26 protein-coding genes are annotated in these 25,807 nt (G+C 61.2%); 5 read left to right on the forward strand and 21 right to left on the reverse strand.

The annotated features are described in order from the left end of the window. Positions 1 to 389: 389 nt before the first annotated feature. A complete protein-coding gene (locus tag JZY08_RS10935) occupies positions 390 to 1,079 on the forward strand; it encodes a Crp/Fnr family transcriptional regulator (RefSeq protein WP_035240981.1) in 690 nt (229 codons plus the stop codon). Between the two features lie 72 nt (positions 1,080 to 1,151). Here the strand turns inward: JZY08_RS10935 and JZY08_RS10940 are convergent, their stop codons facing one another. The 21 genes from JZY08_RS10940 to JZY08_RS11040 form a co-directional block, all read right to left on the reverse strand. Then, positions 1,152 to 1,976 (reverse strand): MBL fold metallo-hydrolase, encoded by an 825-nt coding sequence (locus JZY08_RS10940; RefSeq protein ID WP_216330136.1) that lies wholly within the window; start codon positions 1,974 to 1,976, stop codon positions 1,152 to 1,154. A 3-nt stretch (positions 1,977 to 1,979) separates the two neighbouring features. Further along, complete coding sequence (gene ureG, locus JZY08_RS10945) at positions 1,980 to 2,591, reverse strand: urease accessory protein UreG (RefSeq protein WP_082182812.1); 612 nt, start codon at positions 2,589 to 2,591, stop codon at positions 1,980 to 1,982. 255 nt (positions 2,592 to 2,846) lie between these two features. Beyond that, positions 2,847 to 3,518 (reverse strand): urease accessory protein UreF, encoded by a 672-nt coding sequence (locus JZY08_RS10950; RefSeq protein WP_216330137.1) that lies wholly within the window; start codon positions 3,516 to 3,518, stop codon positions 2,847 to 2,849. A 3-nt stretch (positions 3,519 to 3,521) separates the two neighbouring features. Next, complete coding sequence (ureE, locus tag JZY08_RS10955; protein ID WP_216330138.1) at positions 3,522 to 4,013, reverse strand: urease accessory protein UreE; 492 nt, start codon at positions 4,011 to 4,013, stop codon at positions 3,522 to 3,524. Between the two features lie 354 nt (positions 4,014 to 4,367). Continuing rightward, positions 4,368 to 4,904: a peroxiredoxin gene (locus tag JZY08_RS10960; RefSeq protein ID WP_216330139.1), complete on the reverse strand. Its 537-nt coding sequence runs from the start codon at positions 4,902 to 4,904 to the stop codon at positions 4,368 to 4,370. 168 nt (positions 4,905 to 5,072) lie between these two features. Then, positions 5,073 to 5,741 (reverse strand): TIGR02117 family protein, encoded by a 669-nt coding sequence (locus JZY08_RS10965; RefSeq protein WP_216330140.1) that lies wholly within the window; start codon positions 5,739 to 5,741, stop codon positions 5,073 to 5,075. Positions 5,742 to 5,750: 9 nt separating this feature from the next. Beyond that, a complete protein-coding gene (gene ureC / locus JZY08_RS10970) occupies positions 5,751 to 7,460 on the reverse strand; it encodes an urease subunit alpha (protein ID WP_003491727.1) in 1,710 nt (569 codons plus the stop codon). A 4-nt stretch (positions 7,461 to 7,464) separates the two neighbouring features. Continuing rightward, positions 7,465 to 8,109, reverse strand: coding sequence for a Urease operon accessory protein (locus tag JZY08_RS10975; protein ID WP_216330141.1), 645 nt, complete (start codon positions 8,107 to 8,109; stop codon positions 7,465 to 7,467). 5 nt (positions 8,110 to 8,114) lie between these two features. Further along, a complete protein-coding gene (locus JZY08_RS10980) occupies positions 8,115 to 8,531 on the reverse strand; it encodes a lysozyme inhibitor LprI family protein (protein WP_216331552.1) in 417 nt (138 codons plus the stop codon). A gap of 3 nt (positions 8,532 to 8,534) precedes the next feature. Then, positions 8,535 to 8,891, reverse strand: a complete 357-nt coding sequence (locus JZY08_RS10985; protein ID WP_216330142.1) for a GFA family protein — start codon at positions 8,889 to 8,891, stop codon at positions 8,535 to 8,537. A gap of 1 nt (position 8,892) precedes the next feature. Further along, positions 8,893 to 9,198: an urease subunit beta gene (locus JZY08_RS10990; protein WP_003491734.1), complete on the reverse strand. Its 306-nt coding sequence runs from the start codon at positions 9,196 to 9,198 to the stop codon at positions 8,893 to 8,895. A gap of 20 nt (positions 9,199 to 9,218) precedes the next feature. Next, entirely contained in the window at positions 9,219 to 9,476 is a 258-nt protein-coding gene (locus JZY08_RS10995; protein ID WP_216330143.1) for a DUF1272 domain-containing protein, read from the reverse strand. A gap of 10 nt (positions 9,477 to 9,486) precedes the next feature. Further along, a complete protein-coding gene (locus tag JZY08_RS11000) occupies positions 9,487 to 9,789 on the reverse strand; it encodes an urease subunit gamma (protein ID WP_003491738.1) in 303 nt (100 codons plus the stop codon). 112 nt (positions 9,790 to 9,901) lie between these two features. Beyond that, a complete protein-coding gene (locus tag JZY08_RS11005; RefSeq protein WP_216330144.1) occupies positions 9,902 to 10,753 on the reverse strand; it encodes an urease accessory protein UreD in 852 nt (283 codons plus the stop codon). Then, complete coding sequence (locus JZY08_RS11010; protein WP_216330145.1) at positions 10,660 to 11,913, reverse strand: PHB depolymerase family esterase; 1,254 nt, start codon at positions 11,911 to 11,913, stop codon at positions 10,660 to 10,662. Before JZY08_RS11010 ends, JZY08_RS11005 begins: the two co-directional genes overlap by 94 nt. A gap of 254 nt (positions 11,914 to 12,167) precedes the next feature. After that, on the reverse strand, positions 12,168 to 12,863 hold the full coding sequence (urtE, locus tag JZY08_RS11015) for an urea ABC transporter ATP-binding subunit UrtE (RefSeq protein WP_216330146.1): 696 nt from the start codon (positions 12,861 to 12,863) through the stop codon (positions 12,168 to 12,170). 208 nt (positions 12,864 to 13,071) lie between these two features. Further along, positions 13,072 to 13,833, reverse strand: a complete 762-nt coding sequence (gene urtD / locus JZY08_RS11020) for an urea ABC transporter ATP-binding protein UrtD (protein WP_216330147.1) — start codon at positions 13,831 to 13,833, stop codon at positions 13,072 to 13,074. A 4-nt stretch (positions 13,834 to 13,837) separates the two neighbouring features. Next, positions 13,838 to 15,010, reverse strand: coding sequence for an urea ABC transporter permease subunit UrtC (gene urtC, locus JZY08_RS11025; RefSeq protein ID WP_216330148.1), 1,173 nt, complete (start codon positions 15,008 to 15,010; stop codon positions 13,838 to 13,840). Continuing rightward, complete coding sequence (gene urtB, locus JZY08_RS11030) at positions 15,007 to 16,620, reverse strand: urea ABC transporter permease subunit UrtB (protein ID WP_216330149.1); 1,614 nt, start codon at positions 16,618 to 16,620, stop codon at positions 15,007 to 15,009. The genes urtC and urtB overlap by 4 nt, the downstream gene beginning before the upstream one ends. A 286-nt stretch (positions 16,621 to 16,906) precedes the next feature. Further along, entirely contained in the window at positions 16,907 to 18,196 is a 1,290-nt protein-coding gene (urtA, locus tag JZY08_RS11035; protein ID WP_003520618.1) for an urea ABC transporter substrate-binding protein, read from the reverse strand. A 367-nt stretch (positions 18,197 to 18,563) separates the two neighbouring features. Further along, the gene (locus JZY08_RS11040) at positions 18,564 to 18,770 is read right to left on the reverse strand and encodes a DUF2735 domain-containing protein (RefSeq protein ID WP_003520619.1); all 207 of its coding nucleotides are present in this window, start codon (positions 18,768 to 18,770) and stop codon (positions 18,564 to 18,566) included. Positions 18,771 to 19,251: 481 nt separating this feature from the next. Here JZY08_RS11040 and JZY08_RS11045 point away from each other — a divergent pair, with 481 nt between their 5' ends. From JZY08_RS11045 to JZY08_RS11060, 4 genes are all read left to right on the forward strand, one after another. Beyond that, positions 19,252 to 20,286: a glutamine synthetase beta-grasp domain-containing protein gene (locus JZY08_RS11045; protein ID WP_035260390.1), complete on the forward strand. Its 1,035-nt coding sequence runs from the start codon at positions 19,252 to 19,254 to the stop codon at positions 20,284 to 20,286. Positions 20,287 to 20,503: 217 nt separating this feature from the next. Continuing rightward, positions 20,504 to 21,274: an SDR family oxidoreductase gene (locus tag JZY08_RS11050; protein ID WP_216330150.1), complete on the forward strand. Its 771-nt coding sequence runs from the start codon at positions 20,504 to 20,506 to the stop codon at positions 21,272 to 21,274. Positions 21,275 to 21,305: 31 nt separating this feature from the next. Then, positions 21,306 to 24,701, forward strand: a complete 3,396-nt coding sequence (locus JZY08_RS11055; RefSeq protein WP_216330151.1) for an ATP-binding protein — start codon at positions 21,306 to 21,308, stop codon at positions 24,699 to 24,701. Beyond that, positions 24,698 to 25,627 carry a response regulator gene (locus JZY08_RS11060; protein WP_216330152.1) on the forward strand — a complete coding sequence of 310 codons (930 nt, stop codon included), beginning with the start codon at positions 24,698 to 24,700 and terminating at the stop codon, positions 25,625 to 25,627. The genes JZY08_RS11055 and JZY08_RS11060 overlap by 4 nt, the downstream gene beginning before the upstream one ends. The last annotated feature ends 180 nt before the right edge of the window (positions 25,628 to 25,807 follow it).

Below are 25,807 nucleotides of genomic sequence, written 5' to 3' on the forward strand. Positions count from 1 at the left end.
CCTGTGCCCGGCGTTTCTTTTTGTGGCAAAATCCCGCTGCCGTCATCCTCGGGCTTGACCCGAGGATCCATGACGCCGCCAGTTTACGATCGAGGGATAGATCCTCGGGTCAAGCCCGAGGATGACGTTGAGCAAGTGGAAATTTTCCACGACTGAAGCTGGGGCACAACTGCCACCCGGCCGCATCTCTCGCCCGACCTAACAAGGCCAGACCCCATTTGATCGAAATCAATTCGCTTTTCAGGTGAACTGCTAATCTCCCTCGCATCGGGAATTGCCGGTCGAAGGATAATGCGATGAGCTCTTTTCAGATAGGCGTGAGGGAAAAGGAACATCCCCGGTTTCGTATCGCTTCGGAAAACCCGGCAAAAGGTTTGAGCGGGAGCCGGATGGACGTGAACAAGACCGTGAAGCTGAGCAACAGGGACAGGAACATTCTGCTGCGCGCACCCCTGATCGGGATAGCGGATGACGCGGCTGCATTGAAGCTGATGGAGGCGGCCAGCGTCATCAATGTGAACGCCCGCCACGTACTCTTCAAGGAAGGCGAGACGGCGCAATATTTCTACTGCGTTCTGTCGGGTTATGTCAGGCTCTACAGGCTGGACCGGCACGGGCGCGAGGCGGATGTGCGCGTCAGCGGCCCGGGCGAAACCTTCAACGAATGCCTGATTTTCGGCAGCGACAGCTATCGTTACAGCGCGCAGGCGGCGGAAAACTGCACCGTGGCGCGTTTCGAACTCACAAGAATCCGAAGCCTGATCGATCAGGAACCGGCAATCGCCAAGGCTGTCATGCGCTGCCTCTCCAATAGCCTGCTCGGCACCATGGATTGCATCGCCAACGACCGGCTGCAGACCGCGCCGCAGCGCGTCGCCCATTATCTCATCAATCAGGGCCCGCGCGACGCGACATCCTTTTCACTTCGCTTGCCCTTCCAGAAAAGCCTGCTTGCCGGCAAGCTCGGCCTTGCGCCGGAAGCCCTGTCGCGCGCTTTCTCGGCGCTGAAAAAGGCAGGCGTTACCGTGCGCGGACGCATCGTGCAGGTCAATGATGTCGCCGCACTGAAGCAGATCTGAAACATTACCGGGGAGAGGAAGAGGACGGGACACCTGCGGGTATTCCGTCCTCGAATTTTGGTACACCCGATATTAGACCGGCTGCGGCACGAAGCGGAAGCTATCTCCCTCCCGCTCGACACGGAAAAACCCGCCGAGATGACCGCCGGAAACCAGCCAGCCCTGCTCGGCAACCTCGGCCAGCGCTTTCAAACGTGTCGAATAGGCAGTTTCGGGATCGATATCATAGACGAAACCAATGCCCGGATCGTCGGCCTGCAACGCACTCACATGCAGCGCATCGCCCCACAATAACAGCCGGTGATCGCCATGGCCGATGAGATAGCCGGTATGGCCCGGCGTATGGCCCGGCATGGCGATGGCCTCCACATCATCCGCTATCTTTCCCGTCGGGATCGGCCGCAGCATGGCGCCGCAAATGTCGAGCAGCCGCGCGGCAAGATCGAAACCGCCCTGCCGGGCGGGCGGCAGGGTCTTTCGCGCCGCCTCGCTGGTGAAGAAGCCGAGATCGGCCTCGGGAACCCATATCTCCGCATTGGGAAAATAAGGCCGGTCGCCATCGATGAGGCCAAGCGCATGGTCGCCGTGAATATGGGTGAGGATGACGCGGCTGACGGCCGCCGGCTGAATTCCGGCAGCAATCATCGCGGCGCGGGCATGGCCATAGGCAGCGCCCCAGGCCGTGCCGCAGCCGGCATCGATCAGCGTCATCCCGTCAGGTCCGGAGAGCGCAAAACAGTTGACGTCCATGTCCACCGTTTCACCCTCGTGCCGCGCAAGAGCCGCTGCCAGGGCGGCCTCGCCCTGCCGGTGGATGAGATGGCCAACCGGCGCCTTGTAGATACCGTCGACGAAGCGGGAAACCTCATACGGACCGAAACGGAGAGATGTCGCCATGTCTCAGAGACCGCCCTGCTCTTTCAGGAAACCGACGATGCGATCGACACCGTCGCCGCGTTTCATGTCGGTGAAGACGAAGGGCATGGCGTTGCGCATGCGGGTCGCATCACTGTCCATCACCGTCAGATCAGCGCCGACATAAGGAGCCAGATCCTTCTTGTTGATGACCAGCAGATCGGAGCGGGTGATGCCCGGCCCGCCCTTGCGGGGAATTTCCTCGCCCTGGCAGACGGAAATGACATAGATGGTGATATCGGCCAGATCGGGCGAAAAGGTCGCGGCGAGATTGTCGCCGCCCGATTCGATGAAGACCACATCGAGATCGGGAAACCGCGCATTGAGCCCGGCAATCGCCTGCAGATTGATCGTCGCATCCTCACGAATGGCCGTATGTGGACATCCGCCCGTCTCGACCCCGACGATACGGTCGGACGGCAGCGCCTGCATGCGCACCAGCGCCTCGGCATCTTCCTTGGTGTAGATATCATTGGTGACGACCGCGACCGAATAATCGGCGCTCATCGCCTTGCAGAGCTTTTCCGTCAACGCCGTCTTGCCAGAACCGACCGGCCCGCCAATGCCGACGCGCAGCGGCCCATTACCCGATTTCATCACGCTGTTCCCTTCGATATGCTTCGGTCTTGTTTCACCATAGTCCCTCAGCGGGACGCTTCAAGATATGCAAGGATCGTGCCGCGCGTTTCTTCTCCTCGCCGGGGAGAAGGTGGCCCGAAGGGTCGGATGAGGGGGCACCCTCTCCGAGTACTGCTACCCTTGCCCTCTCATCCCGCTGCCGCGACCTTCTCCCCGGCGGGGAGAAGAAACAAGCGGCATACGCTCGTTCAATACGATCGTCATGCAGCGCGATCAGGAGCGGAAAAGCCGCGTGCCCTGCGTTTCGTGGCGCATGGCTGCCGTGTCGGCGATGATCGTCGCGCTGCCGAGATCGTCGAGCGTGGATCGCGCTGCCCGCGCCGCTACCTCCGCAATCACCGCCTCGCTTGCGGCCAGAATGGCGACGCCATCCTTCTGTCCCGCAACCCCGAGGCGGATGCCCGCCGAGACGAGCTGTGAGACGCCGGCATGCAAAAAGGCGGCAATCGTTTCCCTGAGCGGCACCGCATGGCCGGCAGCCACCGCACCGACGGCGATGGGATAGGGAACATCCTTCGGCAACAACTCGAGAACCGCGTGCGGCCAGGCCCCGGCGGCGGCAACGAAGGCATCGCCCAGGAGCACCGTCTCGCGATAGCGCTCCGCCGAACCGGCCAGCGCCCGCGCCAGATCGGCCGTTTCGTTTAAGACAGCGGCGTCCTCACCGTTGCGCCAGGCTTCCGCCAGAAATATCGCGTCGTTCCAGAGACTGCCGTGGCACAGAAGCACCTCCACCCAGCCGAGAAGACCGGCGGCATCGCGAACGCGCCCGTCCTCCACCGCCTTTTCAAGCCCGCCGGAATAGGAAAAACCACCGACGGGAAAGGCCGGCGACAGCCAGGCCATGAGCCGCAGCAGCGCGGCGACGCCGCGATCTTCGCTCACGGCTCAACCGTGATCGTGATGGTGATGGCCGTGATCATGCCCGTGGCCATGGGAATGGCCGCCATGGGCGTGATAGGCGCCGCGCGCCGGCTGAAACGGCTCTTCCACCTCGCGCACGGTGGCGCCCAGACCTTCCAGCATGGCGCGAATGACATGGTCGCGCAGGATGAGAATACGCTCCTCCTCGATCTGAGCCGAAAGGTGGCGGTTGCCCAGATGCCAGGCAAGCTCGATCAGGTGAAGGCGGTCCTTCGCCTTGATTTCGAACAGTTTTTCAGCCGCTGCGCGAACCTCTACGAGATCGCCGTTCTCCACCACCAGAAGATCGCCATGGGCAAACAGCACGGCTTCCTTCAGGTCCAGCATCACCATCTCGTCATTTTGCAGATGCAGCAGCTTGCGCCGCAGATGCCGCTGGTCATGCGCCAGAGTGACATAACCGGAAGGTTCGTCGGCTGTGGTTCCGGCGGGATAATAGGAAGTGACGCGCAGCATGGGATGATCCGTTTCAGAAACAGTCTTGGGGGTCTGATTTTTGCCGGATAGGCGGGGTGATTTCAAGGTGAATGAATGCAGGGCATGAAAAAGGTCGGCATTGCAGGCGTAAAGACTTGAGGCGTCCGGCAACTTCTCCTCCGTCATGCGGGACTGGATCCGGCATCCAGCCACGGCGCGTCTGCGCCGTGAGAGGAGTCTTTCGCGATCAAGTCCTTGATCGCGCTGGACCCCGGATCTAGTCCGGGGTGACGATGTGCGGATGAGGCGGCACCGCGAACGACAATCACGTCCCAGAAAACGAAAAAAGCCCGGCATTGCCGCCGGGCCTTCGCAATAATCTTGAAACCAAAATCAGGCCGCAGCGCGCGCCTTCAGGTTTTCCAGAATGTTCTGCGGCGAGGAAACGCCGTAAGGGTCGGTATCGCAATTGTCCGAATAACCCTCTTCCTCGAACCACTGCTCCACCAGACCGTCGTTGATGACGGCGGCGTAACGCCAGGAGCGCATGCCGAAGCCGAGATTGTCCTTGGCGACCAGCATGCCCATCTTGCGGGTGAACTCGCCCGAACCATCCGGAATAACCTTGACGTTTTCGAGGTTCTGGCCCTTTGCCCAGGCATTCATGACGAAGGCGTCATTGACCGACAGGCAATAGATTTCATCGACGCCGAGCGCGCGGAATTCGCCAGCCAGCTTTTCGAAATCGGGAAGCTGGTAGGTCGAGCATGTCGGCGTGAAGGCGCCGGGCAGCGAAAACAGAACGACTCGTCTGCCCCCAAAATAATCTTCGGAGGTCATGTCCTGCCAACGGAAAGGGTTCGGGCCACCAACGGCCTCGTCGCGAACGCGCGTGCGGAAGGTAACGGCGGGCACTTTTTTGCCGAGCATGTCTTTTCTCCTGATCTGTCTTCAATTTTCTGGCGTTTTGCGCGGATCGCCTGGGATCGCCCCGCGCGGAATTCTTTTGCGGGTTCCATAGCGCAAGATGCATTGCGGTGCAGCATAAAAATCGGATTACCAGACGTCAAATGAACGAAACGTCGCACCGGCCGAAGATCAATTGTGCAGCGCCACCGACCAGCGCAGCAGTGGCGGCAATGGTGTCCACCAGCCTGTGCGAATGCCGGCCTCGCGCAACATGGCGGCAGACCATGTGTTGCAGCCGGCCAACGCATTGAACCAGCCATTCGCCTCGAAAAACGCGTCGTTGAGACCATAGGCGACACCGGGGACAAGCTGAACCTTGCCATCTTTCCGGACAAAACTCGCCCTGACACCGGCGAGAAGGCGCTGATACCCCGCTTCAGAAATGCGAAGTCGTTTCACCCCGGAGAGATCGGCGGGAAAGTCTCCCGTCACATCCACATGCATCACCGAGTGATCCAGCGTCAGCGAGCGCAGGACCGGCATGGGTTTGAGATCCGCCCAGGTGGGCGTCTCAGTATAAAACGACCGGCCGCCCCAGCCGAATACTAGATAGACAGCGGCCGGATGATTGACCGCAATACCGTCCTCCTGCAACTCGGAAAAGACCCGCCGCAGATCCTCATCGACCGGCAGGGCGATATCGGTGTGGATCGGATTGGACAGCAGCAGAATTTCGCGATCCTTCACGCCAGCCGTATCGTCAGCGAAAAAGGGGCGCGGCACGACGGTACCGAGCACAAGAAGCAGGATGATCAGCAGCAGGCCACCGCCGATCGACCTTGTGATAAATCTCAACACGAAACGCCGTTAAAACAGGAAATAGCGCTGCGCCATCGGCAGCACCGTCGCCGGTTCGCAGGTCAGAAGCTCGCCATCGGCGCGCACTTCGTAGGTTTCGGGATCGACCTCGATATGCGGGGTCAGCGAATTGTGGATCATCGAGGCCTTGGAAATACCGCCGCGTACGTTCTTTACCGCCATCAGCTTCTTGGCAACGCCGAGACGCCCTGCAAGGCCGGCATCGAGCGACGCCTGAGACACGAAGGTCACCGAGGAATTGGTGCGCAGCTTGCCATAGGCGGCGAACATCGGCCGATAATGCATCGGCTGCGGCGTGGGAATGGAGGCATTCGGATCGCCCATCGGCGCAGCCGCAATCGAGCCGCCGAGCAGCACCATTTCGGGCTTCACACCGAAAAAGGCCGGGTTCCACAACACCAGATCGGCGCGCTTGCCGACTTCGATGGAGCCGATCTCATGGCTGACGCCCTGGGCGATGGCCGGGTTGATGGTATATTTGGCGATGTAACGGCGGACGCGGAAATTGTCGTTCTCGCCCACCTCTTCCTTCAGACGGCCGCGCTGGCGCTTCATCTTGTCGGCCGTCTGCCAGGTGCGGATCGCCACCTCGCCGACACGGCCCATGGCCTGGCTGTCGGAGGAAATGATCGAAAACGCGCCGATATCGTGGAGAATATCCTCCGCCGCAATGGTTTCCTTGCGGATACGGCTTTCGGCAAAGGCGATATCTTCGGGAATGGACGGCGACAGGTGGTGGCACACCATCAGCATATCCAGATGTTCGGCCAGCGTATTGACGGTATAGGGCCGCGTCGGGTTGGTGGAAGACGGAATGACGTTCGGATTGCCGCAGACCTTGATGATATCTGGCGCATGGCCGCCGCCCGCCCCTTCGGTGTGGAAGGCATGGATGGTGCGGCCCTTGATGGCGGCAACCGTGTCTTCCACAAAACCGCTTTCGTTCAGCGTATCGGTGTGGATCATCACCTGCACGTCATATTCATCGGCCACCGTCAGGCAATTGTCGATGGCGGCCGGTGTCGTGCCCCAGTCCTCGTGCAACTTCAGCGAGGAAGCGCCGGCAAGGATCATCTCTTCCAGCGGCGCCGGCAGCGAGGCGTTGCCCTTGCCGGCGAGCGCCAGATTCATCGGGAAGGCGTCGAAACTCTCGATCATGCGCTCGATGTGCCATGCGCCGGTGCAGGTGGTCGCGAGCGTACCATGCGCAGGGCCGGAGCCGCCGCCCAGCATGCAGGTGACGCCGCTCATCAGCGCTTCTTCGATCTGCTGCGGGCAGATGAAGTGAATATGCGCATCCATGCCGCCGGCTGTCAGTATCCTGCCCTCGCCGGCAATCGCCTCCGTCGAAGGGCCGACGATGATCGTCACGCCGGGCTGTGTGTCGGGATTGCCCGCCTTGCCGATGGCGTGGATGCGCCCGTTCTTCAGGCCAACATCCGCCTTGTAGATACCGCTATGGTCGACGATCACCACATTGGTAATGACGGTATCGACAGCGCCCTCGGCCCGCGTCGCCTGGCTCTGGCCCATGCCGTCGCGAATGACCTTGCCGCCGCCGAATTTCACTTCCTCGCCATAGGTCGTGTAGTCCTTCTCGATCTCGATGAAGAGTTCGGTGTCGGCAAGACGAACCTTGTCGCCCACGGTCGGGCCGAACATGCCGGCATAGGCGGCGCGGGAAATCTTGTAAGGCATGGGTTCAGGCTCCTTCGGACGCGGAGAAAATCGATGTGGGAGAAATTCGTGTCAGTCGGCCCTGATGTGTCAGGGCTTCGACCAGTTGTTTTTCGGCGGCAAACGGATGCCCGTTCCAGCCTTGATGGCCGAAACCGGTAATCGCCACCTCGTCATCATCGCCGTTCAAGCTTTCGAGAACATGGGCAATGGCGAAGAGACCGGTACTCGGGCACACATAGGGCGCAGGCGAATAAGCCTGCAGGGCACAATCCAGCCGCTCATGCACGCCGCGTGGAATAACGGTATGGCTCTTGCCGGTCTGCTCGGCAATCGCGGCGAAACCCGCAGTATAATCGGCGCAGAAGTCGGTGAGTTCCGGCCAGCGCGCGCGAATATCCGGCTCCATTTCGGAAAATTTCGCGGGATCGCGCACCGACCAGATGGCGGAGGCCCGCCGCACGCCGTCACTATTGCGCCACCCGGTCTCTTCCGCCATCTCGCGGCCGGGCCGTCCGGTGTTGCAGACGGCCACCACATCGGTGCGGCTGCCGCCCGAACCCAGCGAACGGCAATCGTTAAAACGGATGACGGTGTCGGAGAGGTCGATGAAGTCCGCAATGCCCTGCGGCAACTCCCCATTTCCGACAATCATGATCCGTCGCCCCATGCCGGTCAGAAACCCTCGGAAAGCTGACGCAATTCGTCGGCGCGCTTGCGGCTCATATCGGCAAGGCAGGAGGAAACCAGCATCGGCTCCATCGTGCCGCCGCGTGCCTGAAAACCGAAGGCATCGCAATTGGCATCGCGAAACGCCACCCAGGCGCGCTGGGCGGCAATCAGTGCCTCGGAGGCGCCCTTGCCGCTCTCATCCGCCGTCTTGTCGCGTTCCGCAAGCTGCTTGCGAACCTTCTGATACTCGGCGTTCAGCTGCTTGTCGGCCTTCTCATAATCCTGTCCGGCACAGATCGTCATATCCGCCTGCGTCTGCGGTTCCTTGCAGTCGGGCGTGTCCTGGGCCAGCGCGGGAAAAGCTGTAAGAGACAGCAGTGCAGCCGCCGCGAAGCGGAGTTTTTGCAGGGTCACCGCCATCATTCAGGCCGCCGCGCCATCGAAAGCCTGCGACTTCAGCGCGCGTGGATCGACACCATCCAGACAATTGGCATTCACCGCCACCATCGGCGTCCCGTCCGGTCCGTCGGCATAGGCAAAACTTTCAATGCCGCAGGTGGAGCAGAAAAGATGATGAATGTGGTGCTTGTTGAACAGATATTCCGTCAGCTTGTCCTTGCCGGAAAGCAGCGTGAACTTGTCTCGCGGCGCAAAGGCAAGGGTCGAGCCGAGGCGCTTGCAGCGCGAGCAATTGCAGATGACGGTGTGGTCGAGATCGGCATCCACCTCGAAGCTGACGTCGCCGCACTGGCAACTTCCGTGATAATGTTCCGTCGTCATTTCACAACCTCCCCATGATCTGTTGACGAAAACCATAAACCTCGCGTTTGCCGGAAAGCGGCACGAGCGTCACCTCCCGCTTCTGGCCGGGTTCGAAACGAACCGCTGTTCCGGCCGGAATGTCGAGACGCATGCCGCGCACCTTGTCGCGGTCGAAAACAAGACCCGCATTGGTCTCGAAGAAATGGTAATGGCTGCCCACCTGCACCGGCCGGTCACCGGTATTGGCAACTTCGATCGTCACAGTCGGCTGGCCGGCATTGAGCTCGATGGTGCCCTCAGCGGCAATGATTTCGCCCGGTTTCATGGTGCTCCCCTTTATCTCTCTCAAGCGGCCGTAACTGTCGCGCAGCCTTCGGCCTTTAGCACCCGCGCCGTTGATGCCGGGTTGTTGACGAGCCTGGCCGCCGGGCGGATGGGCCTGCGAACCAGCTCGCCGCCGCAATTCGGGCAGGCGCCGCGAAGCACATCCGTCGCACAATCGACGCAGAAGGTGCATTCGAACGAGCAGATCATCGCATCCCGGCTGTCGGGGGCAAGATCGCGGTCGCAGCATTCGCAATTGGGCCGAAGTTCCAGCGCCATGTTGGCTCCCTCACCGTATCGGTTCGTGAACGGTCACCAGCTTGGTGCCATCAGGAAACGTCGCTTCCACCTGCACATCATGGATCATTTCGGCGATGCCTTCCATCACCTGATCGCGGGAAATGACATGCGCTCCCGCTTCCATCAGGTCGGCCACGGCGCGGCCATCGCGCGCACCCTCGACCACGAAATCGGTAATCAGCGCAATCGCTTCCGGGTAATTCAGCTTCACGCCACGCTCCAGCCGGCGGCGCGCCACCATGGCGGCCATGGAAATCAGCAGCTTGTCTTTTTCTCTTGGGCTAAGGTTCATCGTCGTCCCGCAGCTTTCGCACCTTAGCCCCGCAAATCAAAGCGTTTACGGAGCCAGATCCGACTTGTTTGACAGACCCCGGAAGGTCGCCTGTCGCGGGCGATCCGGAGATTTACAGATTCCAGACTTTCGGCACTGATGCACCATTTCGCAAGAGCGAAATCACCGGAAAAAGTATTTTTCTCAAGGAGAAACCGTCGGCTGCGGAAACGCGCACGACCAGCTTGCCCTGCCATTCGCTGGCGCCGCCGCTTTCTCCGGCAATAGCCCGGATTTTAGGCAAAAGCGCCTCGGCCAGAGGCCCTATGTAAATAAGGGTGGCGAAGGCTACCTGGCCGGCAAGCACCGCCGGTTTGGCGGTCAGTTCAGCCACTTCGCCCGCAAGCAGCAGCTCTTCGGCATGCACCAGCTTGCCGCCATGGCGAATGCGCCAGCGATCCCGGAACAGGCCCTGCACCATCGACTCGCCCATGGCCTGACGCCCGAGCAGCACGGCCTCGACGGCGATGAATTCCGAGGTTGCGTCGAGATCGGCTTCCAGCCTGCGGGTCAGCGACGCCCGGTCGAAAAGAATGGTTTCCTGTGGCAGCCAGTGCAGCCGCGCACCCGGCCCGGCGGAAACGCGGGCGGTCACAGTGGCAGTTCCGGACGACGCCTTGTAGACCTTTTCGCAGGCCTGCGTCGTCACCACCAGCGAGGTGCCGGCACCCGCAACCGCCTGCCATTCCATCTCGTCTCCGCCGGTCAAACCGCCGGAGGAATTGATGAGAATGGCCTCGATCTCATTGGAAAAAGTATCCGGCAGGCGGATCTTGGCGCAGCCTTCCTGAAACAGTTGCTCCAGCCGGCTGCGCCCTTCAACTGCCTTGGTTACAATGCGTCCTCTGCCACGGGCGCGCTGCTGCCGGGCAGGTTGACCGTCTTCGCAACCGGAAGGGCGGATGACTTGCTGTTCTGGCTGCACGCGGTCTCCGAAGCTGTTGCGGAAGCGGACCCGGCCTTGGCACCGCAATCCTTTTTGACGACGGCGTCAACGACCATCTGTCCTTCCGTGTTGCGGAAGAAATCCCACATTCTTTCCGCCGCATCAACCGTGCGCGTCACTTCGCCTGTGGGCATCTTGCGCTCCACGGCGGGTTCCGCCTTCGGCGTCTGCTCGCCGCCCGGCTTGCGGGTGACGACCGCGGCCGCTGCCAGCACTTCGGCCTTCATGGTGGCGCGCGGCCAGGCATGGTCCCAATTGTCGATGACATAGGACTGGATGCGTGCGCCGCCCTTGCAAACGTCGTAGGAATTGACGGTGAAGCTCTCGCCCGGCTTGGTTTTCGCGCCGCCCTTGCAGCCATCCATCTCGGCCCAGCGCTTCAGCGCCGTTTCGCCGCCATATTGCCAGTAGGACTTGCCGCCGCCCTGATAGGGATTGGCCGGATCCTTCAGCCCCGCAAAGGCGATGATCGACATCGGCCGCGCCGGCTTGCAGCTTGCCGCATCCGGCCCCCATTTGCCTTCGGTCTCCAGCGGATAACCGGCACGCAGCGATGCGACGAAGCCGGCAGCGGTGAAATCCGCGCTGCCGTTGCAGATGAATTGCGACAGCATGCGCCCGCCGCCGGAATAACCGGAGCCGTAAAAGCGCTCTTCATCCACGCAGAACTTGCCCTTCACCATGGCGATCGCATCGCGAATGAAGCTCACCTCATCCAGCCCGCCGGGACGTGTGGTAACACCCGGAACATTCCAGGCATGGGTGCCGGGCATTTCGCCATTGAGGCTGCCCGCCAGCGCCACAACCATCAGGCCGTCGCGCTCGGCAAGCTTGTCCCAGCCGCTGCGGTTCAGCTGGCCATGCGGATTGCTGTTGGAGCCGTGGAAATCGAACACCACCGGCAGCGGCTTTTTTCCGTCATAGGCTGATGGAACAAAATAGACGCCGTCGCGTTTCTCACCACTGGAGAGAATGGAAAAATCATGCCGGCCCGGCTCCATGCCGGCGCCCTGAAGCTGACCGCAGGTCGATGCCGACGCTGCGACACCGGCGCTCGCGCACATCGCAAGACCCAGGAAAAGGGTGCGGGCGGAGCGGAACAGCCGGGCAGCCCGGCCAGGGGCAAAGTCTTGATGCATTGACACGCCTTTATTGGGCACGGTTTCCCCGACGATACGTCGGACGCGCGTGGAATGTAAGGGATCAACTGTCGCGGCGTGCGATAGACTTTTCCTGTGTCTCGCATGCAGCATTTGCGCTGCCAATATCACAGGCTTTTATTCAATGAAATGCTAAAATTGCGCATGAAAGCCATGCACAGGCGCATAGGCTTTCAAAATATTAATCGACCGTTTGCACGCCGTGATCGGCGCGCGGCGTTTTTAGTCTCGATCTATACTGTCAGATGACGCCGCGCTTCCGGCGTATCCAGCGTTTCGGCCAACCCTTCATGCACGATCTCGCCCCGGTCCATGATGTAGACATGGTCGGCAAGCTCGCGGCAGAAATCCAGATATTGCTCCACCAGCAGGATCGCCATGCCGGTCGAATCGCGCAGGTATTTGATTGCCCGGCCGATATCCTTGATGATCGACGGCTGGATACCCTCGGTCGGCTCATCAAGGACCAGGATTTTCGGCCGCGTCACAAGCGCCCGGCCGATTGCGAGCTGCTGCTGCTGTCCGCCGGAAAGATCGCCGCCACGCCGTCCCAGCATGGTTTGCAGCACCGGAAACAGGCTGAAAATATCATCCGGAATGAAACGCTCCCTGCGGGCGAGCGGCGCATAACCGCTTTCAAGGTTCTCCTGCACGCTGAGCAGCGGAAAGATTTCCCGCCCCTGCGGCACATAGCCGACACCGCGCTTGGCCCGGTGGTAAGGCGCCAGCCCATCCAGCGCCGCCCCTTCAAAACTGATCGTCCCGCCGCTGATGGCGTGCTGGCCGGTGACCGCGCGCAGCAGCGAGCTTTTGCCCACCCCGTTGCGGCCGAGAACGCAGGTGATCTTGCCCATCTCCGCTTTCAGCGACACGCCGCGCAGGGCCTGCGCCGCGCCGTAATGGAGGTTGATGTTGTCGACGTTCAGCATGGTGAAACTCCATTGGCGCATTGGCGGGAGGCGTTACCCCCCTCTGCCCTGCCGGGCATCTCCCCCTCAAGGGGGGAGATCAGATGTCGCACGCACTCGTTCCATTGCCTGCGGGTTGTGGGACAGGGTGTCGGCCGCTTGCCGATCTCCCCCCTTGAGGGGGAGATGCCCGGCAGGGCAGAGGGGGGTAAAACCGCACACACCACAATCACCGCCCCAGATAATTCTCGATCACCTTCGGATCGCTGGACACAAAATCGATCGATCCCTCCGCCAGCACCGAGCCTTCGGCAAGACACGTCACCTTCACCCCCAGCTCGCGGATGAAGCCCATATCGTGCTCCACCACCACCACCGACCGGGTCTTGGCGATTTCCTTCAAAAGCACGGCGGTTTCGGCGGTTTCCGCGTCCGTCATGCCGGCCACCGGCTCATCCACCAGCAGCAGCTTCGGCTCCTGCGCGAGCAGCATGCCGATTTCCAGCCATTGTTTCTGGCCGTGCGAGAGGTTGGCGGCGAGATCGCCGCGGCGGTGGCCGAGGCGCACGGTGGCGAGGATTTCCTCGATGCGCGCCTTGTCCCCCTCCGTCAGCCGGTAGAACAGCGTGGCAAAGACGCCGCGTTTGCGGTTCAGCGCCAGTTCCAGATTGTCCCAGACCGTATGGCTTTCAAACACGGTCGGCTTCTGGAATTTCCGCCCGATGCCGAGCTGGGCGATATCGGCCTCGTCCTTTTTCGTGAGATCGATGCTGTCTTCGAACAGCACCGTGCCCGTATCCGGCCGCGTCTTGCCGGTGATGATATCCATCATCGTCGTCTTGCCGGCGCCATTCGGGCCGATGATGGCGCGAAGCTCGCCCGGCTCGACCACGAAGGAGAGCGAATTGAGCGCCTTGAAACCATCGAAGGAAACGGAGACACCATCCAGATAAAGCAGGCTCTTGGTTCTGTTTTCGGAAACCGTGTTCATGGGCTTACTCCGCCGCCTGTTGCGCAACCGCGCTGTCGTTGCCGGGTTGCTGGGCAGCGCCTGCCGCCCGCGCGCCCCGCTTTTCGCGACGCCCGACGAGATAATGCTGCACGGTGCCGACGATGCCCTTCGGGAAGAACAGCGTCACCGCGATGAACAGGCCACCCAGCGCAAACAGCCAGAATTCCGGAAAAGCGCCGGTGAAATAGCTCTTGCCGCCATTGACCAAGAGCGCACCGATGATCGGCCCGATCAGCGTGCCGCGCCCGCCCACCGCCGTCCACACCACCACTTCGATGGAGTTGGCGGGAGAGAATTCGCCGGGATTGATGATGCCCACCTGCGGCACGAACAGAGCACCGGCAATGCCCGCCATCATGGCCGAAACGACGAAGGTGAAGAGCTTGATGTTTTCCACCCTGAAGCCGAGGAAACGCACCCGGCTTTCGGCATCGCGCACGCCCACCAGCACCTTGCCAAATTTGGAATTGACGATGCCGGATGCGATCAGCAGCGAGATCGCCAGCATCACGGCGGTTACGGCAAACAGCACGGCGCGGGTGCCATCCGCCTGCACGGAAAAGCCGAGGATGTCCTTGAAATCGGTCAGCCCATTATTGCCGCCGAAACCCATGTCGTTGCGGAAGAAGGCAAGCAGCAGGGCGTAGGTCATGGCCTGCGTGATGATCGAGAGATAAACGCCGTTTACGCGCGAGCGGAAGGCGAACCAGCCGAACACGAAGGCGAGCAGCCCCGGCACCACCAGTACCATCAGCGCCGCAAACCAGAACATGTCGAAGCCGTGCCAGAACCACGGCAGTTCCTTCCAGTTGAGGAACACCATGAAATCGGGCAGCACCGGATGGCCGTAAACGCCGCGCGTGCCGATCTGCCGCATCAGATACATGCCCATGGCATAACCACCGAGCGCAAAGAAGGCGGCGTGGCCAAGCGAGAGAATTCCGCAATAACCCCAGACGAGATCGAGCGCCAGTGCAAGCAGCGCATAGGCCAGATATTTGCCGAGCATCGACATGATATAGGTCGGGATGCGGAATGCGCTGTCGGCCGGCAAGAGCAGGTTGGAGGCGGGCACCAGAACGGCGATGGCCAGAATGATGCCGATGGCGATGGAGATGCGGCGATCGAGCGCGCGCAGGAGGAAGCCGGTAATCATGCTTCGATCGCCCTTCCCTTGAGTGCGAAGAGACCGCGCGGCCGCTTCTGGATGAACAGGATGATGAGGACAAGCACGAGGATCTTGCCGAGAACGGCGCCCACCGTCGGCTCGAGGAACTTGTTGAGCACGCCGAGCGACAGCGCGCCAACCAGCGTTCCCCAGAGATTGCCGACACCGCCGAACACCACCACCATGAAACTGTCGATGATGTAGCTCTGGCCGAGATTGGGCGAGACATTGTCGATCTGCGACAGCGCCACGCCGGCGAGACCGGCAACGCCGGAACCGAGCGCGAAGGTAAAGGCATCCACCCAGGGCGTGCGGATGCCCATGGAAGAGGCCATGCGGCGGTTCTGGGTCACGGCGCGCATCTGCAGGCCGAAGGAAGAGCGCTTCAAAAGCACCAGCAGCGCGAAGAATACCGACAGCGAGAAACAGACGATCCACACCCGGTTCCAGGTGAAATTGAGATAACCGACGCTGAAGGAGCCGGACATCCAGCCGGGGCTGCCGACTTCCCGGTTGGTCGGGCCGAAGATGGAGCGCACCCCCTGTTGCAGGATGAGCGAAATGCCCCAGGTGGCGAGCAACGTTTCCAGCGGCCGCCCGTAGAGAAAGCGGATAACACCGCGCTCCATGACAAGGCCGACGAAGGCCGTGACCAAAAAGGCGACAGGCAGGGCAATTGCAAGCGACCAGTCGAACAGGCCGGGGAAGTTGGAACGGATCACCTCCTGCACCATGAAGGTGGAGTAAGCGCCGATCATCACCATCTCGCCATGGGCCATGTTGATGATGCCCATGACGCCGAAGGTGATGGCAAGACCGATGGCCGCGAGCAGAAGCACGGAACCCAGCGACAGGCCGTACCAGACATTCTGCGCGTAGTCCCAGAAGGCAAGCGCGCTTTCGATGCTCGATATGGCGCTGTCGATATCCGGTTTCAGGCTCTGATCCACCGACGATGAGGCCGCCATCAGAATGCCGATGGCGTCGCGCCCGCCCAGCTTCTTGATGGTCGCGATCGCGTCCTTCTTCTCAGCGAGCGACCGGTCGGAGGAGAGCAGCGAGACAGCCCGCGCCTCCTCCATCCGGGTCCGCACCTCACTGTCGCTTTCCTTGGCAATGGCGGCTTCCAGCAATTCGAGATTTTCCGCGCTCGGCGCTTTCAAGACGGCATCCGCCGCCGAAAGCCGCACGGATTTTTCCGGGCTGAGCAGCGTCAGCCCGCCCATCGCGGCGCGGATGACGCGGCGGAGATTATTGTTGACCCTGATCTTGGAAACGGCCGCCTTCGGCGCTTCACCCGCACTTTCGCCCGTCAGCGGGTCGATCAGCGTAAAATTGGAACCTGCCGGTTTCGTCATGAAAACCAGATTGTCGGCCTTGCGCACATAAAGATCGCCCGCCGCAAAAGCCTCGAGCGCCGGCACGACACGCGCATCGCCCGTGGCCGCGATCTGCCCGATCAGCACTTCGGCCTGCTTGAAATCCGCCGTGCCGAGCGCATCGATCAGCGCCTTCGGCTCGCTTTGCGCGAAGGATTGGGCTGCGATCCCCAGGGTGAGCCAGAGGAAGATGGCTCCGAGAAAAGATCGGATCGTCATGTCGGGTTCCTTGGGCGGTTTGCGACGGGGCGTTTGAATTTGGCGCGACCTGAATATGCGGCTCCACCCCCCTCTGCCCTGCCGGGCATCTCCCCCTCAAGGGGGGAGATCGACCTGTGGCGAGGTCTCGCCCATCTCGATGTTTGAGAATGAAGCGGCGAGAAAGCACCTTGCCGATCTCCCCCCTTGAGGGGGAGATGCCCGGCAGGGCAGAGGGGGGGTAATTCTTGTTCAGTTTCCAATGAGAAAACCGCCCCCAACAACGGGGGCGGCAACCGCTTCCCTATCAGCTACCCTTGCCGCCGCACTTCCCACTGGCCACATTGAAGTTGCCGCAGGACATCGGCTTCCTCCAGTCAGAGATCAGATCCTTCGAATCCGGCAGATAATCCGACCATTCATCCCCCACGACCTGCGGCGTCTGCTGCACGATCTCGAACTGGCCGTCAGCCTGGATTTCACCGATCAACACCGGCTTGGTGATGTGGTGGTTCGGCATGACGGTGGAGTAACCGCCCGAAAGGTTCGGCACGGAAACGCCGATAATCGAGTCGAGAACCTTGTCCGTATCCGTCGTGCCGGCGGATTCGACGGCCTTTACCCAGGCGTTGAAGCCGATATAGGCGGCTTCCATCGGGTCGTTGGTCACGCGCTTGTCGTTCTTGGTAAAGGCATGCCAGGTCTTGATGAATTCCGCATTGACCGGCGCATCGACGGACTGGAAGTAGTTCCAGGCGGCAAGGTGGCCGACCAGCGGTGCGGTATCGAGACCAGCAAGCTCTTCTTCACCAACCGAGAAGGCGACGACGGGAATGTCTTCAGCCTTGATGCCCTGGTTCGCCAGTTCCTTGTAGAAAGGCACGTTGGCGTCGCCGTTGATGGTGGAGACCACGGCGGTCTTCTTGCCGGCAGAGCCGAATTTCTTGATATCGGACACGATCGTCTGCCAGTCGGAATGACCGAACGGCGTGTAGTTGATCATGATGTCCTCTTCCTTGACGCCCTTCGACATCAGGTAGGCCTTCAGGATCTTGTTGGTGGTCTGCGGATAGACATAGTCCGTGCCGGCCAGAACCCAGCGCTCCACACCTTCGGTGCTGGCGAGGTAGTCTACGGCCGGAATGGCCTGCTGGTTCGGCGCCGCACCCGTATAGAAAATGTTGCGCGAGGATTCTTCACCCTCATACTGAACCGGATAGAACAGGATCGAATTCAGTTCCTCGAAGACCGGCAGAACGGATTTGCGCGAGGAAGACGTCCAGCAGCCGAAAACGGCGGCGACCTTGTCCTGCGAAATAAGCTGGCGGGCCTTTTCGGCGAAAAGCGGCCAGTCGGAGGCCGGGTCGACCACCACGGCTTCGAGTTTCTTGCCGAGCACGCCGCCCTTCTTGTTCTGCTCATCGATGAGCATCAGCATGGCGTCCTTCAGCGTCGTTTCTGAAATGGCCATGGTGCCGGACAGCGAATGCAGCACGCCGACCTTGATGGTGTCGTCAGCGGCAAAAGCGCCGTGGAAGGCGGTGGTGGACAGGATCGCGCCAAGCAGCGCGGCACTAAGCGTCTTGCGGAATATCATCGGAAGAACCCCTCTCCTTGTTTGGCCTCTCGTGGAGGCTCAGCGGCATCTGCGGCCGCTGCTGGGAGGGACTATCGATCTCGTGAGAGCGAAACCGTATACGTCAATTGACGTAGGCGGGGTGGCGAAAGATGCAGGGGGTGTTTGGGGAGGGAAGGTAGTTGTTGAAACACAAAGCGGTTCCACGCCGGACCGTCACCACCTATTCGACGTCATCCTCGCCCTTGAGGCGAGGATCCATGGCCCCTCCAGATAGTGGATCCTCGGGTCAAGCCCGAGGATGACGCAGAGTGGGCAGTTGGTGTTGGAGACACGCAGATAGATAGACCGATTATCTGGCAATCGGCCGCAGTTTACAAATCCCACATCAGGAATGCGGCTTATCGTTCCGCTCTTCGTCGCGGATCGCATCGTCGTGATACCACGAACCGAAATCGATATGCGGCTCCTGCGCCTGACGCTCGAGGTCGCTGAGGCTGCTGTTGCGGAACTTGGAAAGACCCGCGCGCCCGCCGACCGGGAATTGATAGATCGTTGCCGTCTCGCGATGAATGCCAGTTGCCATTTCGATCATCTCACTTTGTTTGCATCGAAGCACTTTGTGTCTGGAGCTAACCCGCAAAGGCCAGATTCGCTCCGTTTGATTAAAAAAAAATCACCTTGCGAAAAATATAGGCATTAATCGTCTCGTCTACAAGAAAAACCATTCCGAAAGCGCCGGTTTTTGGGGCAAATGCAAATCCCTCGCGCGCAACCGAAATCATTGCACCGCAGCAGGGCATTCCACCGGGAGACGCTGGCTATCTATCAGGATTCAATGATGAAACATGAGGGGTGAATTTGCCTGCCGCAGTGCAGCAGAAGCCAGCCGGGGCAATATCGCAGCCCCTGCGTGACAGGGCCCCTGAAAGATTTTTCGAAAAAGTCGCGAAACTCCCTCAATCTGGCACGCGGCATGCATCTAAGGGGGCAGCCCTTGAACGCGAATGCGCTTTCGGTGGCGAAAGCCACGGGAGGCCTCAAGGCTTCGCATTGTTACCTATGAGAGGTTCGTAATGACTAAGTTCAAACTCGAGTACATCTGGCTGGACGGATACAAGCCGGTCCCCAACCTGCGCGGCAAGACCCAGATCAAGGAATTCGACGAATTCCCCACACTCGAGCAGCTGCCGCTTTGGGGCTTTGATGGCTCGTCCACCCAGCAGGCCGAAGGCCACTCGTCGGATTGCGTGCTGAAGCCCGTCGCGATCTATCCCGATCCGGCCCGCTCCAACGGCGCGCTCGTCATGTGCGAAGTCATGATGCCCGATGGCGTCACCCCGCATGCTTCGAACAGCCGCGCGACCATCCTCGACGACGAGGACGCATGGTTCGGTTTCGAGCAGGAATATTTCTTCTACCAGGACGGCCGCCCGCTCGGCTTCCCGGAACAGGGTTACCCGGCTCCGCAGGGTCCTTATTACACCGGCGTCGGCTTCAAGAATGTCGGTTCGGTCGCCCGCGAAATCGTTGAAGAACACCTCGACCTCTGCCTCGAAGCCGGCATCAACCACGAAGGCATCAACGCCGAAGTGGCCAAGGGCCAGTGGGAATTCCAGGTATTCGGCAAGGGCTCCAAGCGCGCCGCCGACCAGATCTGGATCGCCCGTTACCTGCTGCTGCGGCTCTGCGAACAGTACGGCATCGACGTCGAATTCCATTGCAAGCCGCTCGGCGATACCGACTGGAACGGTTCGGGCATGCATTGCAACTTCTCCACCAAGTTCATGCGCGAAGTTGGCGGCAAGGAATATTTCGAAGCCCTGATGGCCGCTTTCGCCAAGAACTGGAAAGAGCACATCGACGTTTACGGTCCGGACAACCACCTGCGCCTGACCGGCAAGCACGAAACCGCTCCGTGGAACAAGTTCTCCTACGGCGTTGCCGACCGTGGCGCCTCGATCCGCGTTCCGCATTCCTTCGTCAACAACGGTTACAAGGGTTACCTTGAAGACCGTCGTCCGAACTCGCAGGGCTGCCCTTACCAGATCGCTTCCGTCGTTCTGAAGACGATCGCAGAAGTGCCGCTCGCAAAGTCGGCTGCTGCCTGATAAGCCAAGACATGGCGTCGCCCGCAACCGGGCGACGCCATTTTTCTGTCCACCGAACGGCCGGGCCGGTCAGCGACCTTTCGCCGAGCGCCGCACACGGCATAGTCTTCCCATACGCAAGCTCAAACAAGCGGCGTGGCTTTGACCAACAGCCTCGGATTTTCCGAAAACCGCACCGTCGTTTTCGGTCCGACGCTCTAAAGCAAGAAGGTGAGCGATGGGCATTCTCCAGAAATTCTCTCTCGAAAACCGCACGGCCATCATCACCGGCAGCGGCCGCGGCCTCGGTTTTGAAATCGCCAGCGCCTTTGCCGAAGCGGGCGCGCATGTGTGGCTGACCGGCCGCAATGCCGAAACGCTGGAACAGGCGGTCGACACGTTGCGCAAGGCTGGCGGCAAGGCCGACTACGCCGCCTTCGATATTGCCGATACGGCCGCCGGCAGCGCCCTTGTTCGCCGTATCATGGACGAGTTCGGCCACCTCGATATCCTCGTCAACAATGTCGGCGCGCGCGACCGCCGCCCGCTTGCGAAATTCAGCGACGAGGACGTGCTGGAGCTGATCCGCACCGACCTCACCTCCTCCATCTCGCTGTCACGGGATGCAGCGGAGGCCATGAACGCCAATGGTTACGGCCGCATCATCACCATCACCTCCATTCTCGGCCATATCGTTCGGCCGGGGGATGCGATCTATCCCGTTGCCAAACAGGGGCTGACCGGGCTGATGCGGGCGATCGCCGTGGAATATGGCGCGCGCGGCATCACCAGCAACGCCATCGCACCTGGCATGTTCGCCACCGAAACCAATGCCGCCCTTGCCGAAAATCCTGAGATGGTGGCCTTCGCCAGGCTGCGGGTGCCGCTGGAGCGCTGGGGCCGGCCGGATGAAATCGCCGGCGCTGCCCTGTTTCTGGCCAGCGACGCGGCCTCCTTCGTCAACGGCCATGTGCTGACGGTGGATGGCGGCATGTCGGTGCGGCTGTGAGAGGCCCGTTGCGGAAAGGCGCTAGATAGGCATGGCCGCACGGCAACGCATCATCCCTGTCAGGCGCGAATATAACCGCTGGGTCGCCAACCAGACGCTGGAAGATTATGCGCTGCGCTTCACCGCCAAGAGCGCCCGGCAATTTTCCTCCAACCGCATTTCCCACACCGCCATCGGCGCGATTTCCTTTCTGGCGCTGGAAGCCATCGGCGGCGCCATCACGCTCTCCTACGGCACCACCAACGCCTTTTACGCCATCCTCGTCGCCGCCATCGCCATGCTCGCCGTCGGCCTGCCGATCAGCCGTTATGCCATCCGTCACGGTGTCGATATCGATCTTTTGACGCGCGGCGCAAGCTTCGGTTACATCGGCTCCACCATCACCTCGCTGATCTATGCCGCCTTCACCTTCATGCTCTTCGCCATTGAAGCGTCGATCATGTCCGGCGCGCTGGAACTGGCGCTCGGCATACCCTTGTGGATCGGCTACATCATCTCGGCCGTCATGGTCATTCCGCTGGTCACCCATGGCGTGCGGCTCATCAGCCGTTTCCAGATCATCACCCAGCCCTTCTGGATCATCCTAAACGTCCTGCCTTTCGTGTTCATCGCTTTGTCGGACTGGGAAAAATACGATCTCTGGCGGGCCTTTGCCGGTATTCACCACGCCTCCGGCCCGCCGGGAACGGTCGCGGATTTCAATCTCGTGGAATTCGGCGCGGCCTCCGCCGTCATTCTGGCGCTGATGTCGCAGATCGGCGAGCAGGTGGACTTCCTGCGCTTCCTGCCGGCCGAGGGGCAAAGCCGCCTGCGCCACCGCATTGCGGTGTTCCTGGCGGGCTCGGGCTGGGTCGTCGTCGGCGTGCCGAAGCTGCTCGCCGGCTCCTTCCTCGTGGTGCTCACCTTCAGCTCCGGCGTCTCGGTGGACCGCGCCGCCGATCCGGCGCAGATGTATCTCACCGCCTTCGGTTACATGATCCCCAACGAAACCGCCGCCATGCTGTTGATGGTCGCCTTCGTGGTCGTCTCGCAGCTGAAGATCAACGTCATGAATGCCTATGCGGGTTCGCTCGCCTGGTCGAACTTCTTCTCGCGCCTCACCCACAGCCACCCCGGCCGCGTCGTCTGGCTGGTTTTCAACGTGGCGATCGCGCTGCTTCTGATGGAACTCGGCATTTACCGGTTGCTGGAAGAAACGCTCGGCATCTTCTCCATCATCGCCATGGCGTGGCTCTGCACCATTTCCGCCGATCTCTTCATCAACAAGCCGCTCGGCCTTGCCCCGCCCGGCATCGAATTCAAGCGCGCCCATCTCTACGACATCAATCCCGTCGGCGTCGGCTCCATGGCGCTTTCGGCCACCATTGCGCTGATGGCGCATTTCGGCGCCTTCGGGCCGCTCGCCGCATCGCTCGCGCCCTATCTGACGCTGATCGTCGCTTTCATCGCTTCGCCGCTGATTGCCTGGGGCACGAAGGGCAAATTTTATCTCGCCCGCAAGCCGCGTCAGAAATGGCGCGAAGAGAGCAGCATCACCTGTTCCATCTGCGAACACCCTTTCGAGCCGGAGGACATGGCCTGGTGTCCGGCCTATGCCGCACCGATCTGTTCGCTCTGCTGCTCGCTGGACAGCCGCTGCCACGACATGTGCAAGCCGAAAGCCAAGCTGAACTATCAGGTCGCCACCGTCGCGAAATCCTTCCTGCCGGATCAGCTGGTGGCGAAGCTTGCCACCCGGCTCGGACGCTACGGCATGGCGGCGGCGATTGCCGTCACCGCCATCGGCGGCATATTGGCGATGATCGCCCATCAGGTCGGTACCGCCTCGCCGGAAACGGCCGATGTGGTGAACCGCACCATCCTCATCGTGTTTTTCGTCTTCGCCGTCATCGCCGGCATCGTCTGCTGGTTCCTCGTGCTTGCCCATGACAGCCGGGTGGTCGCGGAAGAGGAATCCTCCCGCCAGAACACATTGCTGCTGAAGGAAATCGCCGCCCACAAGAAGACCGACGCCGCGCTTCAGGACGCCAAGGAAACGGCCGAGGCCGCCAACCGCGCCAAGAGCCGTTATGTCGTCGGCCTCAGCCATGAATTGCGCACGCCGCTCAATGCCGTTCTGGGTTATGCCCAGATTCTTGAACGCGACGATACCATCCCTCCGCCCCGGCAATCGGCGATCAAGGTCATTCGCCGCTCGGCCGATCACCTGTCGGGCCTGATCGACGGGCTTCTCGATATTTCCAAGATCGAGGCCGGCCGCCTGCAGGTCTATTCCAACGAAATCAATATTCAGGATTTCCTCGACCAGATCGTCGATATGTTCCGCCCGCAGGCGCAGGCCAAGGGGCTGGAGTTCCGCCACGACCGGTCGCGGGCCCTGCCGCAATATGTCCGCACCGATGAAAAGCGGCTGCGACAGATTCTCGTCAACCTCATCTCCAACGCCATCAAATTCACCGATGAGGGTGCCGTCACCTTCGATGTCGGTTATCGCAGCCAGGTGGCGAGTTTCACCGTTTCCGATACCGGCCGCGGCATTGCCGAAAAAGACCTCGCCCGCATCTACGAGCCCTTCCAGCGCGGCGAGGCAGACAGCGTGCGCCCCATGCCGGGCCTCGGCCTCGGCCTGACCATCACAAGGCTCCTCACTAATACGCTCGGCGGCGAAATTTCCGTTTCCAGCGCAAAGGATGAAGGCTCCACCTTCCGCGTGCGCCTCATGCTCTCTGCCGTGCACCGGCCAAGCACGGCGCCGGCGGCGGAAAAGACCATCCGTTCCTATTCCGGCCCGCGCCGCACCATCGTCGTGGTCGATGACAATGAGGATCACCGCGAGCTGATGCGGCAGGTGCTCTCGCCGCTGGATTTCGTGGTGCTGACGGCGCAAAGCGGGCCGGAATGCCTGACGCTCATCGAAGGCGTGAAGCCCGATCTCTTCCTCATCGATATTTCCATGCCCGGCATGACCGGCTGGCAGCTTGTGACGAAACTGCGTGAAGCCGGCCAGACCGCTCCGCTCATCATGCTCTCGGCCAATATCGGCGACGGGACAGTGGCGGGTGCTGGAGAAGACAACCACAATGACGCCATCGCCAAGCCTGTCGATATCCGCCAGCTTTGCGACAGGCTTGCCGTGCATCTCGGCCTGAAATGGATCTACGAGGCGGATATGCCGCCCCCGCCATCGCCGCCGCCCGTGGCGCAAGTCGTCCATCCCGGTGCAATTCACATTCAGGATTTGCAGCGGCTCGGCGAAATAGGCTACATACGCGGCATCGAGGCGAAACTCGCCGATCTTGCCCGCAACACGGAAAACCTGCCCTTCACGCAGGAGCTCGGCACCTATGTGCAGGCCTTCGATCTGGCCGGTTACGCGCATTTTCTCAAACGGTTTGCGGATAGTGACACGGGAGACGGCAAGGCATGAGCGGTCAGGCGGCAGCAGCCCCGAGAGACATCGTATTGCTGGTGGATGACAGCCCGGAAGCACTGGGGTTCCTCACCGACGCGCTGGAACAATCCGGCTTTTCCGCCCTCATCGCCACCTCCGGCCAGGCCGCGCTCAACATTGCCGAACGCATCACGCCCGATATCATCCTGCTCGACGCCGTCATGCCGGCCATGGACGGTTTCGAGACCTGCCGCCGCCTGAAGGCCAATGCGGCGGTGGCGCAGGTGCCCGTCATCTTCATGACCGGACTGACGGAAACAGAACATGTAGTGCGGGCGCTCGAATCCGGCGGTGTCGACTATCTGACCAAGCCGATCAACATCGACGAGCTGCGCGCCCGCATCCGCGTACACCTTTCCAATGCCCGCTCGGCGCAAAGCGCCCGCGTCGCGCTCGATGCCGCCGGCCGCCACCTGCTCGCCGTGCGCGCCAATGGCGCCATCCACTGGTCCACCCCGCAGGCGACACGGCTGGTCAATGCCGCCACCGGCCGTGATGATGGGCTGGAGATCGTCGTTGCCCATATTTCCGGCTGGCTTTCGGACAGGGCGACGGTGGATGCCGCCCGTGATGCGCCGCTGACGATCACCGAGGCCGGGCGGCCCGCTCTGCAGCTCTCCTTCCTCGGCGCCATGGGACCGGACGAATATCTCTTCCGCCTGACCGCCGCCAACGAGAAATCGGACGACCACCTGCTGAAAAGCCATTTTTCCCTCACGACACGGGAATCGGAAGTGTTGCTGTGGATCGCCAAGGGCAAATCCAACCGCGATATTGGCGATATTCTCGGCCTTTCCGCCAGAACCGTGAACAAGCATCTGGAACAGATTTATGTGAAGCTCGGGGTGGAAAACCGCGCTTCGGCGGCCGTCAAGGCCGCGCATATTCTGCATCAGGGGTGACGAGCACATTTAGTGTGGCAAGGTTCAGAAAACATATATTTTCCGCTTGAACGCAAAGCATTGGCTTCTTCGCGGAGCGGTGGCCGCAGGTTTCTTCTTCCCGCCGGGGAGAAGGTGGCCCGAAGGGTCGGATGAGGGGGCTAGCTCTCCGCATATCTCGACCCTCGCCCCCTCATCCCG

This window comes from Rhizobium sp. X9, from assembly GCF_018873185.1.
Lineage (GTDB): Bacteria > Pseudomonadota > Alphaproteobacteria > Rhizobiales > Rhizobiaceae > Agrobacterium > Agrobacterium oryzihabitans.